Genomic DNA, 14251 nt, shown 5'->3' with positions numbered 1-14251 from the left:
GCGCTCGGAGAGGGCGAACGCCTCGGCGGGGTCGGCGACGGGCTCGGGCATGAGGACGTGCTCGACGACCTCCTCGATGCGCGAGACGTGGACGACTTCCAGCCCTTCGATGGCGGATGCCTTGATCTCGGCGATGTCCTTCCGGTTCTTCTCCGGCAGGAGGACCGTCTCGATCCCAGCGCGCTTGGCGGCGAGGACCTTCTCCTTGATCCCGCCAACGGGGAGGACGAGGCCGCGCAGCGTGATCTCGCCCGTCATCGCGACCGTGTGCTTGACGCAGCGCTGGGTGTAGATGCTGGTGAGCGCCGAGATCATCGCGACGCCCGCGCTCGGGCCGTCTTTGGGGATCGCCCCAGCGGGGACGTGGACGTGGACGTCCCAGTAGCGGAAGGCGTCGAGCGGGACGCCGAGGTCCTCGGCGTGGGCCTTGATGTACGAGAACGCCGCCTGCGCGCTCTCCTTCATCACGTCGCCGAGCTGGCCGGTCAGGACGAGCCGCCCCGTACCCCGGCTGACGCTCGCCTCGATGAAGAGGATATCGCCGCCGACGGGCGTGTAGGCGAGGCCCGTCGCCACGCCCGGCACCTCGGTGCGCTCGGCCACGTCGGAGAAGAACTTGCGGCCCTTGAGGTAGGTCTCCACGTCGCCTTCCTCGACGGTCTCCTGCTCGGTCTCGCCGAGAGCTACCTTCTTCGCCACCCCGCGCACGACCGAGCCGATGGTGCGCTCCAGCTGCCGGACGCCCGATTCCCTCGTGTAGCCGTCGATGAGGAGTGCGAGCGCGTCGTCCGCCACGTCGAACTGCTCCTCGGTCAGCCCGTTGCGCTCGATCTGGCGCGGGACGAGGTACTGCTTCGCAATCGCGAGCTTCTCGGCGGGCGTGTAGCCGTTGATCTCGATGACCTCCATCCGGTCGCGGAGCGGCGGCGGGATCTGGTCGAGGTAGTTGGCGGTGGCGATGAAGAGGACCTTCGACAGGTCGTAGTCGAGTTCGAGGTAGTGGTCGTTGAAGGTGTCGTTCTGCTCGGGGTCGAGGACTTCGAGGAGCGCCGACGACGGGTCGCCTCGGAAGTCGGACCCGAGCTTGTCGACCTCGTCGAGCATGAAGACGGGGTTCGAGGTCCCGGCCTTCTTGAGGCCCTGGAGGATGCGGCCGGGCATCGAGCCGATGTAGGTCCGGCGGTGGCCCCTGACCTCGGCCTCGTCGCGGACGCCGCCGAGCGACATCCGCACGAACTCGCGGTCGATGGCGCGGGCAATGCTCTTGCCGAGCGAGGTCTTGCCGACGCCGGGCGGCCCGTAGAAGCACAGGATCGGTGCCTTCATCGCGTCGCCTGCCGTGCCGCCGTCGGCGGCGCGCTCGCCCTTGAGCTTGAGCACGGCGAGGTATTCGAGGATGCGGCGCTTGACGTCCTCCAGCCCGAAGTGGTCCTCGTCGAGGACCTCCTGAGCGCGGCCGATGTCGAGGTCGTCCTCGGAGTAGTGCCGCCACGGGAGGTCGAGGATCGTCTCGGCGTAGTTGCGCGTCACGCCGTACTCGGGGCTGGCCGGGTTCGTGCGGGCGAGCTTGGTGAGTTCCTTTTCGAGCGTCTCGACGACGCGTTCGGGGAGCTCGTCGCCGCGCTCGTCCATGCGCTCGCGCAGCTCCTGCGCCTCGGCCCCGCCGCCCTCGCTCTCGCCGAGTTCGTCCTGGATCGTCTTGAGCTGCTGGCGCAGCAGGTACTCGCGCTGCTGCTGGTCCACGTCGGTCTTGACCTTCGAGCGGATCTCCTCGGAGAGCTGGAGGACCTGGATCTCCTGCTCCAGGTATTTCAGGACGAGCTCGGCGCGCTCGACGATCGGCACGGTCTCCAAAAGCTCCTGCTTGTTTTCGACGTCGATCTGGAGGTTCGAGGCGATGAAGTGGATGAGGAAGCCGGGCGACTCGATGTTCTGGATCGCGTAGGCCGCCTCGCTCGGGAGGTTGGGCGACATGTTGACGATCTGGATCGCCATCTCCTTGATCGAGCGGACACGGGCGGCGAGTTCGATATCCTCGCCGACCACCTCCTCGGGGATCGGCCGGACGGTCGCCCGGAGGTACGGGTCGTCCTGGGTGAACTCGCTGATCTCGAAGCGCCGCTTGCCCTGGATCACGATGCTCACCGAGCCGTCGGGCATCTTGATGAGCTTCAGGATCGTCGCGGCCGTGCCGACGTGGTAGAGGTCAGCCGGGTCCGGGTTCTCGACCTCGGCGTCGCGCTGCGAGACGACGCCGATGATGCGGTCGCCGCCGTAGGCGTCCTTGACGAGCTTGAGCGAGGTGTCGCGCCCGACGGTGATCGGGAGGACGACGCCGGGGAAGAGGACGGTGTTTTTGAGCGCCAGGACCGGAAGCTCGTCCGGCAGGCTAGACTCGTGCATCGCCGCCTCTTCGTCGGGCGTGAGGAGGGGGATGTTCTGGGGACCTTCAGGATCGGTCTCGTCGGAGAACCAGTGGGGAAGACGGGTCATCAATGGGAGGGCGTAGACAGACGAGGAGTGGAGCAACCGCGTTGGCCCAAAACCGTGCCACCGGCCGGAGCGTGACAAAGTGGCGGGTTTCAGGTGTGGAAGAGCGGGGGAGAGGAAGAGCGGAGGACGGTCACAGACCGCGCCACCGAAGGTGGTCTTCCCAGCCTCCGCTCGTCCACGCTTCCGCTCCTACTCCGCCAGCAGGCCCTGGATCGTCTCGTCGAGCGCCTGGATCTGGAACGGCTTGCGGACGACAGCGTCGACGCTCTCGGCCTGGTCCTCGGCGTCGGTGTGGCCGCTGAGCAGGACAATGGGGAGGTGCGGGTGGTGCTGCTTGATGCGGTAGGCGAGCTCGCTCCCGCTCATCTCCGGCATCCCGAGGTCGGTTACGATGAGGTCGAAGGGCTCGTCGGCGATGCAGCGGAGGGCGTCGGTGCCGCCGCTGGCCTCCTGGACCTCGTAGCGGCGGCTGCGCAGCAGGCGGACGGTGATGTCGCGCACCATGCGCTCGTCGTCCACGACGAGGAGGCGGGCGGTCTCGACCGAGCGCCGCTCGGCGGGCGGGGCGGCGGGCTCGAGCGTCAGCGGGCTGGCCGCCGCGACCGGGAAGCGGACCGAGAAGCGCGTGCCCTCGCCCGGCGTGCTCGCCACGTCGATGTCGCCGCTGTGCTCCTGCACGATGCCGTAGGCAACGGCGAGGCCCATGCCGGTGCCGTTCTCGCCTTTCGTGGTGAAGAGCGGCTCGAAGATGTGCTGCCGCGTCGCGTCCGTCATGCCGACCCCGGTGTCGTCCACCTGGGCAACCACGCTCGACCCGTCGAGCCGGGTACGGAGCGTGAGGGTGCCGCCGTCGGGCATGGCCTGGACGGCGTTCAGGATGAGGTTGACGAACACGTCGCGCAGCTCGGGCTCGACGCCGCGGACCGGGGGGACCTCGCCGAGTTCTTTGACGAGTTCGATGGCGATGCCCTGGCCGCGCGGCTCGTTGTACCAGTAGGGCCGGGTCAGCGAGGCCACCTCGTCGAGAATCGAGGCGAGGTCGACGAGGTCGAAGCGCTGCTTCTTCTCGTGGCGGATGTAGCGCTGGATTTTGCGCACGAGCGCGGCCCCGTCGAGGGCGGCCCGCTCGATCGTGTGCGGGTGGTCGCGCGTGGCCGGGAGCACGCCGGGCACCTCGTCGAGCGCCCCCTTGAGGAGTTCGACGTGGCCGAGGATGCTGGTCAGCAGGTTGTTGAAGTCGTGCGCGATGCCCATCGCCATCTGGCCGAGCATCTCCATGCGCCGCCGCTTGGTCTGGTCGGTGGCCCAGCGCTTGGGCTCCTGCAGGACCTCGCCCGTGATGACGACCGGGCGGCCCGACGCTCTGGAATGCGGCAGGTGGACGGGGAGGAAGTTGAGCAGCACCGGCACCGGCAGTTCCTCGGGTCGGTGGGCGATGAGAAACATCTGGTGCGTGATCAGCGCGCCGGTGGCGGCCTCGGTGACGTAGTCGCCGGCGAAGCGGCGGTCCTCGGGGCTGAGCCGGTCCCACAGGCCCTCGCTGCCGAAGACCGCGTCCCAGGCCGCGTTCGAGCCGAGACGCTGGTTCTTGGCGGACACCGTGGCCGCGAGCACCTCCGGTGCCAGAAGAGCAAGCACCTCGGAGGAGCGAGTCTCGGGGGTGGGCATGTCCATGGCGGTGGCGGGGCGGAGGACGGGCGGCGGGCAGTCTCTCGGGTGGGCCGCGAGCCACGACCGTCGTGAGCGAGACCGGGAGCGCCTGCACGGCCGGGTCTGCGCCTCAATATAGGCACGGCACCAACGTGATCGGCGTTCCGGGAAGTGGGCAACGACGGCGCGCGGCCCGTCGTCAAGTCGCAGCGAATCCATCAGCGCCCGCCGCCGCCTCGGTGGGGCTCCGCGTACCTTGCTGTCTCCGCGCTTCGCCCGTCGATCTTCCAGACCCGCTCATGTGGCACGAGTCCATCCTCGGCACGATCGGTAACACGCCGCTCGTCCAGCTCCACCGCATCCCGGCCGCGCTGCCCTGCACGGTGCTGGCCAAAGTCGAGTTCACGAACCCCGGCGGCTCGGTCAAGGACCGCATCGGGCTTGCGATGATCGAAGACGCCGAGCAGAAGGGGCTGCTGAAGCCCGGCGGGACCATCATCGAGGGCACGAGCGGCAACACCGGCGCGGGCCTCGCCATCGCCGCGATCGCGAAGGGGTACCGCTGCATCTTCACCACGACCGACAAGCAGAGCCAGGAGAAGATCGACGTCCTCCGCGCCTTCGGGGCCGAGGTGATCGTCTGCCCGACGGCCGTCGCCCCGGACGACCCGCGCTCGTACTACTCCGTCGCCAAGCGCCTCTCGGAGGAGGTCCCGGGCTCGTTCTACCCCAACCAGTACGACCACCCGGCCAACGCCGAGGCCCACTACCGCGCGACCGGCCCCGAGCTGTGGGAGCAGACTGACGGGCGGATCACCCACTACGTCGCCGGGGCCGGCACCGGCGGCACGATCTCCGGCGCGACGAAGTACCTCAAGGAGCAGAACCCCGACCTCAAAACCATCGGCGTCGACCCCTACGGCTCGGTCTACTACACCTACTTCCACACGGGTGTCTTCGAGGAGTCCGAGATCTACCCCTACTTCACCGAGGGCGTCGGCGAGGACATCCTGGCGGGCAACATGGACTTCTCGCTCCTCGACGACTACGTCCGGGTGACCGACAAGGAGGCGATGCAGATGACGCGCCGGCTGGCGCGCGAGGAGGGTCTCTTCATCGGCCAGAGCTGCGGCATGGCGATGGCCGGGGCGATGCAGTGGCTCGAAGCGCACCAGGGCGACCTCAGCGCCGGCGACGTGGTCGTCGTGCTCCTCCCGGACTCCGGCTTCCGCTACCTCTCGAAGACCTACAACGACGAGTGGATGCGCCGCCACGGCTTCCTCGACGAGCGCTCAGCGGTGACCGTGGACCGCATCCTCGCGCACAGCGGGCGCGAGCACGCCGTCGTCGCTGTCTCGCCGTCCCACACCCTCGCCGAGGCCGTCGCCCGGATGACCGAGCACGGCATCTCGCAGCTTCCGGTGATGGAGGACGGGGCCGTCGTCGGGAGCCTCACCGAGAAACGCATCCTCGGCCTGCTCGTCGACGACCCGGCGGCCCGCGACCAAGCCGCGGGCGAGGTCATGGAGGCTCCGCTCCCGACCGTCGCCGCCCATGTGTCCGTCGAAGACCTGTCGGCTGCGCTCAACGCCGCCCCCGGGGCTGTGCTCGTCCACACCCCCGGCGCGGACCGCCTCGACATCATCACGCGCTCGGACCTGATCTCGGCCCTCGCCGCCAACGGACGGTGAGGACGGAGGCGGACGGTGGGACCGGAAGACGGTACGACGGTGGCGCGTTGCGCGACGGTCGCGGTACCTTGACGCACCTCTGCCCAACTCCTCCTCTCCGATCCCAGGCTCTCGACCCCGATTCCTGATCTCAACTCCCGACCGCCATGAGCGACGCCGCCGACACGCCCCAGGACCCGAACGCCAGCCAGCCCCAGATCAACATCGAACTGACGGAGAAGGTGGCCGAGGGGACGTACGCGAACCTCGTCATGATCGCGCACTCGCCGGAGGAGTTCATCCTCGACTTCATCCGGGTGATGCCGGGCGTGCCGAAGGCGCGGGTCAAGAGCCGGATCGTGGTCACGCCGCAGCACGCCAAGCGGCTCCTCGCCGCGCTCGAAGAGAACATCGGGCGCTACGAAGCCAGCTTCGGGGCCATCGGCGAGGGCGGCGGAGCGCCGCAGTTCTCGTTCAGCATCCCGGGCGGCGAAGCGTAGGGGGCAGCGCGAGCGACCAGGTCGCACGATGCTGCTCGCGCCGTGGCTGCGGGCCCTTGCTTGTTGGAGTCGGGACCCCTACTTTCCGGGCGCACCGCGTCCGACAGCCAGGCCTTCTTCGCCCGACCCCGAGCCCCCATGCCCATCAAGCTGCTGGTCACACACACCGGGGACAGCGGAGCGCCGGACGAGTACGTCTTCGACCAGGGCCCCGTCACAATCGGCCGAGACGGGGACAACGCGCTGACGCTCCCCGACCCGTCGCGCGTGCTCAGCAAGCACCACGCGGAGGTGCGCGGCACCGACGGCGCGTACTACCTGGCCGATCTGGGGAGCAAGAACTTCACCTTCCTCAACGGCAAGCGGTTGCCGTCGGACCAGCCGGCCCGGCTCAGCCCCGGCGACAGCTTCAAGCTCGGCGACTTCGAGGTGACGTTCTACCCCCAGGCCGCGCCGGAGCCGCGCGACGACCGGACCGTGTTCGCCGCCAGCTTCGCGAATCCGTTCGACGAGGTGGCGGAGAAACTGGCCGCTTCGCTCGGAGCCATGCGCCGCGTGTGGGAGGCCGAGGGCGGGGCCCACCGCGCCGAGGCCCTGCGCGAGGCGCTCGGCGCCGCAGTGATCGGCGGCGGCGACGAACCGGACGCGGTCGTGGCGGCACTCCTGGGCGGAGGAGTGGTACACGGCGAGGCAGCCGCGCCCGAAGAGGCATGGAGCCCCGCTGCTTCGCCCGCCCCCGACCAGCCGAGCCCGGACGAGCCGGGAGCCAACGAGCCCATGCCGTTCGCGGACGAGCCGCCTGCCTCGCAGGCCGGGAGCCACCCCCTCGCCGTCACGCAGGTAGAGCCGTTGATGCCCCCGGCGATTCCACCACCCGACACCCCGCCGCCGGGCATTCCGCCCTCGGTGGGGCCCGTGCGCGCCGAGCCTCTCCGGGGGGCCGAACTGCCGAGAGAGGCACCGCCGGTTCGGCACGCCGCGCCGGAAATGTCAGGGCTGGACGGTCAGGCCGACCGCGTGCTCGACGCCCTCCTGGAAGTGGTCTCCAAGCTCGTCTCGATCCCGTGGCAGTTCCGGCACGAGTTCATCGGGCAGACGATCGTCCAGACCGACGAGACGGCCTTTCTGTACGAGACGCCCCCCGAGGAGCTCAAAGCACTCCTGCTCGACACGCGCGATCCAGCCGAGGCCGAGCGCCGCATCGGCGTACTCGTGGACGCGGCCGACGCCGTCGCGGTGCACCAACTGGCGATGCTCGACGGGTACAAGGCGAGCGTGCAGGACGGGGCCGGGCGGCTGCTCGGGCAGGTGGACCCGACGCCGCTGGAAGAAGAGATCGAGGCGAGCAGCCCAGTCTATAAAGTACCCCAGCTTCGGAGCGTCGCCGTGCTGGACCGGCTCAAGGAGCTGCACCAGGAACTCGGCGGCGAGGACTGGTCGGTCGCGGAGCGGCGGGCCTTCCGGCCGGCGTTCATCAAAGCCTACCTCGCGCGGATGACCCGGCGCAGGGCCTGACCCCGTGTCTCTCCCTGGAGGCGTGCCGCTCCAGGCTCAAGTTACCCTCACCCCTTTAACCCTCCTTCTCGTTCCATGTCCCTGCGTGCCTCCGTGCGAAACGTCCGGGTCGTAATGTGCGCCCTCACCGTGCTGGCCCTGTCCGGGTGCAGCCGGACGCCGCCGCCGCCCACGCCGACCGTCGTCACGCTGGTCGGCGAGGCCAACCTCAACGCGGGCGGCAACGCGGCCGTCGTGCGCATCTACCAGCTGGCGGGCGACGCCAACTTCCAGCGCGCCTCGGCGCAAGCCTTCTGGCAGAGCGACGAGCAGGAACTTGGCGACGAACTGCTCGGCAGCCCGCGCGAAGTCCAACTCTTTCCCAACGTGACGGAGAGTGCCGATCTGGTGCTCGGTGACGAGACGCAGTTCGTCGGTTTCGCCGCCGACTTGAGGCTGCCGGACCCGGACCACTGGCGAGCCATCTATCCCGTTGACGCGGTGCGTGGCAAAACGGTCGCCGTGCGCGTCGGCGAGAACCGGCTGTTCGTGACCATTCCCTAGCGCACCCGCTGCGTGCCCCCATCCGCATTCCATCATGGCGCAGGACCGAGGCAAGACCGTCTGGTACGAGGGGATGACTCTCGACCCCCACCACCTCCAGCAGTGGGACCGGTACCACCAGGGCGTCGTCCACGCCCGCGTCGGGGCGCTTACGCGGCACGGCTGGGGGCTGACGGAGCTCGCGCTCGATGAAGAGCGGCTCGCCAACGGCGAGGTGGCGCTGCTGCGGTGCGCCGGGGTGATGCCCGACGGGCTCCCCTTCAGCCTGCCCGACGAGGGGCCGCTCCCGGAGCCGCGCAGCCTGGGCGAGCACTTCGCCGCCACCGGCGACGCGCTCTCGGTCGTCCTCGCGATTCCGGCGGAGCGCCCGGGCGGCGGCAACGTGGCCCGCAACGGAGCCGCGAGCCGCGAGACGCGCTTCGCCGCGACCCCGGTCTCGCTCCCCGACGACACCACGGGGGCCGACGAGCGCACCGTCGAGGTAGCACAGCCGAGGTTCAGGATCGGGTTCGGGACCGAGGCGCTGCCTGAGTTCACGGTGCTCCCCGTCGCCGAAGTGCATCGCCGCGAGACCGGCCTGTTCGCGCTCCGCGAGACGTTCATCCCGACCTGCCTCCGTACCGGGGCCTCGGCGCGGCTGAACCAGTTCGCGCGCCGCCTGCTCGAACTCCTCGTCGCCCGCAGCACGACCCTGGCTGACCGGTGGCGCGGCGTGACCCAGCAGCGCGAGCTCTCGCCCGCCGACCTGACCGTGCTGGGGCTGAACCTCGCCATGAGCACCTACGTCCCTCTCCTCAACCACCACCACGCCAGGGGCGACGCCCACCCGGAGGCGCTCTACACGACCCTCCTCGCCCTCGCCGGCCACCTCGCCGCCTTCACTCCTGGTGCCTCGACGGCCCCACGCGACTACCCGGTCTACGCCCACGCCGACCTCACCACCTGCTTCAACGCGCTCGACGCCATCCTAATGGAGTTGCTGGGAGGGGCGGCTCCGAAAGCCAACTACGCCCGCGTCCCGCTCCGCGAGGAGCGCGAGAACCTCTACGTCGCCCAGCCCGACGGCCGGCTGCTCGACGAGGCGCAGTTCTTCCTCCTCGTCCGCAGCGACGACCTCCCCGAGGCGCGGCTGGCCCAGGAGCTTCCGCAGATGATCCGGGTCGCCTCGCCGGACACGATCGACGCGGTGCTCCGCAGCTACACCCGCGCGCTGAGCGTCGAGCACACGAACCGACTGCCCTCCGGGGTCCCGATGGACAACCAGGCGACGTACTTCCAGCTGCAGAAGCGCGGGCCGTTCTGGGAGGCGATCCAGGCCAGCGGCGGCCTCGCCATCTTTGTCCCTGCCGAGTTCGGCCAGCTGCACATGGAGCTGATCGCTACGTGAGAGGAGAGAGAGGAGAGAGAGGAGAGAGACAAGTAAAGCCGAACAAGCTAACGAGACCGTCACCCTTCGAGCCCCTGTCCACCGTCCGCCATGCCCACGACGGCCAGCCCTCCGCCCGACGCGCACTTCGGCAGCTTCGGCGATTTCAGCGCCCGCCTCGCCGACGTATATGCGCCGTGCTTCTCGCTCGCGCTCCAGCTTCGGGCGACGCAGGAGTACGGGGATGCCGAGATGCTCCGCCGCCGGATCAAGCACCTCCTGGAGACTACCCGGCGCGAGGCTGAGGGCACCGGGCTCGCGCCTGAGGACATCCGCGAGGCCGAGTTCGCCCTCGTCGCCTTCCTCGACGAGACGCTGCTCTCGTCGGGGTGGAGCCAGAAGAACCAGTGGCTCTCGAACCCGCTCCAGCTCGAACTCTACGACCGCTTCGACGCGGGCGAGACGTTCTTCGACCGGCTCGACGGGATGCGGGCCAACCCCGGCCTCCACGCCGAAGTGCTGGAGGTCTACTACCTCTGCATGGCGCTGGGCTTCAAGGGGAAGTACCAGTTGCACGGGCAGGAAGAACTCCGCATGCTCGTCGAAGAGGTCCAGAGTGAGGTGGAACGCCAGCCGGGCATGGCACCGGGGCAGCTTGCCCCGCACGGCCAGCCGCGCGGCCAGGTCGCCACTGAAGTCCGCAGCCGGGTGCCAACCTGGGCCGTCGTGACCGCGGTCGTCATGCTCAGCCTGGTGATCTACCTCGGCATGACAGTCTACATGAACCGCACCGCTGCCGAGGTGGCGCGGGACATCGAAACGGTGGCAACCCCATGACGTGGCTGACGAGCAAAGGATTCTGGATCGGCCTCGGCGTGGTCCTCGTGGTGCTGCTGGTGCTGCTGGCCGCGCTCGTCATGGAGTGGTCGCTCGTGGTGACGGGGCTCGCGCTCGCGGTCGCGCTGCTGCTCGTCGGCCTCGCGCTGATGATGCGGCAGATGAAGGCCGCGCAGGCGTCGAGCGGGCTGGAGCAGCAGCTCATGGCCCAGGCGGCCTCGCAGCAGCAGAACGTCCGGCCGGACCAGCAGGCCGAGATCGAGCAGCTCCAGGCGGACCTGGAGCGCGCCATCGAGACGCTCAAGCAGTCCAAGCTCGGCAAGAAGGGGTGGCGGCCCGGTGGCGGCAAGGCCGCCCTCTACGCCCTGCCGTGGTACCTCTTCATCGGCCCGCCCGGCGCGGGCAAGACGACGGCGATCGCCAACTCGGGCCTCAGCTTCCCCGTCGGCACGGACCGCGTGCGCGGCGTCGGCGGCACCCGCGACTGCGACTGGTTCTTCACCGATCAGGCGATTCTCCTCGACACGGCGGGCCGCTACGTCACCGAGCGCGAGGACAACGACGAGTGGATCGCGTTCCTGGAGATCCTCAAGAAGCACCGCAAGGAGCGCCCCATCAACGGCGTCCTCGTCGGCATCGCGCTCGACGAGCTGGCCGGCGCGTCGCCGGCCGAGATAGAGCGCCACGCCGACACCGTCCGCGCGCGGATCGACGAGCTCATCAGGCACCTCGGCATCCGCTTCCCGGTCTACCTCCTCTTCACCAAGACCGACCTGCTGCAAGGCTTCGTCGAGTTCTTCGGCGAGTTCGACCGGCGCGAGCGCGAGGTGATCTGGGGCGCTACGCTGGAGCCGGACGCGGCCCCCGAGGCCGGCTTCCGGGCGCTCTTCGAGCGGGAGTTCGACCGGCTCGCCGAGGCGCTCTCGGGCTTCCGCTCGCGGCGGCTGCGCCGGGCGATGAAGCGCGAGGAGCGCAAGCTGGTCTACAACTTCCCGCTCCAGTTCGCCTCGCTGCGCGGTGCCCTCGGGCCGTTCGTCGCCCGCCTGTTCCAGCCGAACCCGTACCAGGAGACGCCCATCTTTCGCGGGTTCTACTTCACGAGCGGTACCCAGGAAGGCGTTCCCATCGACCACGTCATCCGCGCCATCGAGGCGGAGTTCGACCTCCCGCCGGAGATGACCCCGCTCGGCGCGGAGACCGAGGCCAAGAGCTACTTCATCAAGGACGTGTTCACCGAGGTCGTGATCCCCGACCAGTACCTCGGGCGGCAGACCTCGCGGGCGGCGACGCAGCGGCGGCTGGCCCGCGCCGGGACCTCGGCGGCGGCGGTGGCGGCGCTCGTGCTGTTCCTCCTCGGAGCCTCGCAGGCGGTCTTCCGCAGCAAGAGTGACCTCGACCGCGCCCGCGACGCGGCGTCAGAGGCCGCCCTCGTCCGCTGGGACGACCGCCGCCCGAGCATCGCCAACCTGGACCGGATGACGTTGCTCCGCGACGAGATCGACCGCCTCGGCGGCGGCCCGCCGCTGCTTCAGCTCGGCCTCAACCGGCGCGGGACCGTGCTCGAGCCGGCGCGCGCGCTCTACCACGCGCGGGCACGGGCGTTCGTCGAAGCCTACCCGCTGGCCACGCTGCGGGACCGCCTCGGACGCGTCGCCTCCGACTCGTCGGCGCGGCGGAGCGCCTACGAGGACCTCAAGGCGTACCTCCTGCTCACCTCAGACGCGCAGCGCCTCGACGACGAGGCCAACGCGGCGTTCCTCCAGCAGTACCTGACCGACGTGACCTACGGCTCGCTCTACGGCGCGGACTCCACCTCGGCTATCGCGCCGGCGGGCATCGACCGGCACCTCGCGGCGTTCGTCGAGGGGCTGGACGCCGCCGCCGTCGCGCCCTTCGAGCCCGAGGCGGGCCTCGTCCTGAGCACGCGCGACCTGATCTACGAGCAGCCCTCCGTTCGCGGAGTCTACAACCGCCTCCGCAGCGAGGGCAGCGCCGTCCTCCCCCCGGTCCGCCTCGCCGAGGTCGTGCCCCCGCGCTTCCACGCCATGTTCCAACTCGGCGAGGGCGGCGGGCCGCGCGTTCCGGGCTTCTTCACCCAGCGGGGCTGGGACGAGTTCGCTCGCCAGGCGTTCGAGACCGAGAGTGAAGACCCCTCGCGCGACGACTGGGTGATGGGCGTCTCGGGAGACGAGCTGCCGCCGGACATGCTCCAGGCGGGCGAGATGCTGGCGCGGCTCAACGAGTTCTACTTCGAGGACTACGGGCGAGCCTGGAAGCGCTTCATGCGGAGCGTCCGCTACCAGTCCTTCAGCGATGCGCCGACGGCCGTCACCTACCTCAGCTTCCTCTCGAACACGACGGACTCGCCGCTCATCTACGTGCTGGCCCGGATTACGGCCGAGACGACCTTCGGCGACCTGCCGGGCGGGCAGGTCGGCCAGGGGATAGCGGACGCCGTGCGCCGGCAGGGCGACCAAGTCCGGCGCAGGGTGACCGGCCGCGCCACCGACGGGCTCGGCGGCGACGAGAACATGCACCCCGTGATGCGGCAGTTCGTGGGGCTGCATGCCTTACAGGCGGACCAGGCCGAGAGCGGAGGCGCGGGCGAGGGCCTCTACCGGGCGCTCGAGGCGCTCGGCCAGGTGGGCAGCATGCTCGAAGGAGCCGCCGACCCTGCCCAGGCTGCCGAGTTTGCCGCGGCCGTCGTGGGGGACAACGGCGGGCGTCTGAACAACGCGCTCGGCCAGATCCGGGGCGGACTCCGCCGCCTCGACGCCGACGTGCGCCGGACACTCTTCGAGGAGCCGGTCTACGTCGCGTGGGGCACCATCCTCGGGTCGGCGCAGCGCCGCCTCAACGAGCGCTGGCGCGCTGAGGTCCAGGCCGAGTTCCAGCGCACGCTCGCCGGTACCTATCCCTTCGACCCGAACAGCCGGCAGGATGCCCCGCTCGACGACTTCGAGCGCTTCTTCCGGCCCGGCGATGGCACGCTCGCCGCGTTCTACGACGAGGTGCTGGCTCCCTACCTGACCCAGGACGGCCGGCCGCGTACCTGGGGCGGCGGGTCTATCGGTCTCTCCGGGCGGGCCGAAACCGCGCTCGGCAGGGCGCAGGCTATCGGCGAGGCACTCTTCAGCGGAGGCACACTCCAACTCGCGTTCGAACTCCAGGCCGACCTGCCCGAGCGCGACGGCGACGCGCCGAACCCCAGCCGGGTCTCGGTCCTGATCCACGGAACCCCGGACAGCTACGGCCTGGGCTCGTTCCGTCCCTCGACGCCGTTCGCGTGGCCCGGCCCGTCGGGCGCTCGCCTCTCGGTCTCGACCAACCGAGGCGAACTCGGTCCCAAGCAGTTCGAGGGTGACTGGGCCTGGTTCCGGCTCCTCCAGCAGGCCGACGTGCGACGCACCACGACGACGCAGTACGAGGTGCGCTGGCCATTCCGGGAGCCCGACGAATACGTCGTCACGGCGGTCTACACGCTCAGCACGCGCAGCCGCGCCTTCCCCTTCAACAACGCTACGCAGTTCTTCGCCTTCTCGCCTCCGGCAACGCTAAACTGAGGACAGAGGACAGAGGACAGAGGACAGAGGACAGAGGACAGAGGACAGAGGACAGAGGACAGAGGACAGAACAAGAAAAGCCGCACAAGTTAACGAGGCTGTTGCGCTTCGGGG

General features: G+C 69.7%; 9 protein-coding genes. 7 read left to right on the top strand and 2 right to left on the bottom strand.

The window, feature by feature from the left end; genetic code table 11:
• Both lon and AAGI91_10510 read right to left on the bottom strand, forming a co-directional pair.
• On the bottom strand, positions 1 to 2493 hold a 2493-nt coding region (gene lon, locus AAGI91_10515; GenBank protein MEM1043051.1), incomplete at its 3' end, for an endopeptidase La.
• 189 nt (positions 2494 to 2682) lie between these two features.
• Positions 2683 to 4167, bottom strand: coding sequence for an ATP-binding protein (locus tag AAGI91_10510; GenBank protein MEM1043050.1), 1485 nt, complete (start codon positions 4165 to 4167; stop codon positions 2683 to 2685).
• A 275-nt stretch (positions 4168 to 4442) separates the two neighbouring features.
• Here AAGI91_10510 and AAGI91_10505 point away from each other — a divergent pair, with 275 nt between their 5' ends.
• The 7 genes from AAGI91_10505 to tssM all read left to right on the top strand — a co-directional run bounded on the left by AAGI91_10505 (position 4443) and on the right by tssM (position 14137).
• The gene (locus tag AAGI91_10505) at positions 4443 to 5834 is read left to right on the top strand and encodes a pyridoxal-phosphate dependent enzyme (protein ID MEM1043049.1); all 1392 of its coding nucleotides are present in this window, start codon (positions 4443 to 4445) and stop codon (positions 5832 to 5834) included.
• A gap of 146 nt (positions 5835 to 5980) precedes the next feature.
• Complete coding sequence (locus AAGI91_10500; protein MEM1043048.1) at positions 5981 to 6313, top strand: DUF3467 domain-containing protein; 333 nt, start codon at positions 5981 to 5983, stop codon at positions 6311 to 6313.
• A gap of 138 nt (positions 6314 to 6451) precedes the next feature.
• Complete coding sequence (locus AAGI91_10495) at positions 6452 to 7828, top strand: FHA domain-containing protein (protein ID MEM1043047.1); 1377 nt, start codon at positions 6452 to 6454, stop codon at positions 7826 to 7828.
• Positions 7829 to 7903: 75 nt separating this feature from the next.
• Entirely contained in the window at positions 7904 to 8371 is a 468-nt protein-coding gene (tssJ, locus tag AAGI91_10490; GenBank protein MEM1043046.1) for a type VI secretion system lipoprotein TssJ, read from the top strand.
• A 34-nt stretch (positions 8372 to 8405) separates the two neighbouring features.
• Positions 8406 to 9758, top strand: a complete 1353-nt coding sequence (gene tssK / locus AAGI91_10485) for a type VI secretion system baseplate subunit TssK (protein MEM1043045.1) — start codon at positions 8406 to 8408, stop codon at positions 9756 to 9758.
• Between the two features lie 90 nt (positions 9759 to 9848).
• Positions 9849 to 10574 carry a type IVB secretion system protein IcmH/DotU gene (gene icmH, locus AAGI91_10480; protein ID MEM1043044.1) on the top strand — a complete coding sequence of 242 codons (726 nt, stop codon included), beginning with the start codon at positions 9849 to 9851 and terminating at the stop codon, positions 10572 to 10574.
• Complete coding sequence (tssM, locus tag AAGI91_10475) at positions 10571 to 14137, top strand: type VI secretion system membrane subunit TssM (GenBank protein ID MEM1043043.1); 3567 nt, start codon at positions 10571 to 10573, stop codon at positions 14135 to 14137. Before icmH ends, tssM begins: the two co-directional genes overlap by 4 nt.
• Positions 14138 to 14251: the final 114 nt, after the last annotated feature.

The sequence above is a fragment of the Bacteroidota bacterium genome (genome assembly GCA_038746285.1).
Taxonomy (GTDB): domain Bacteria; phylum Bacteroidota; class Rhodothermia; order Rhodothermales; family JANQRZ01; genus JANQRZ01.
The sequence above is the reverse complement of the archived record's forward strand: the minus strand, read 5'-3'. Positions and strand labels throughout refer to the sequence as shown.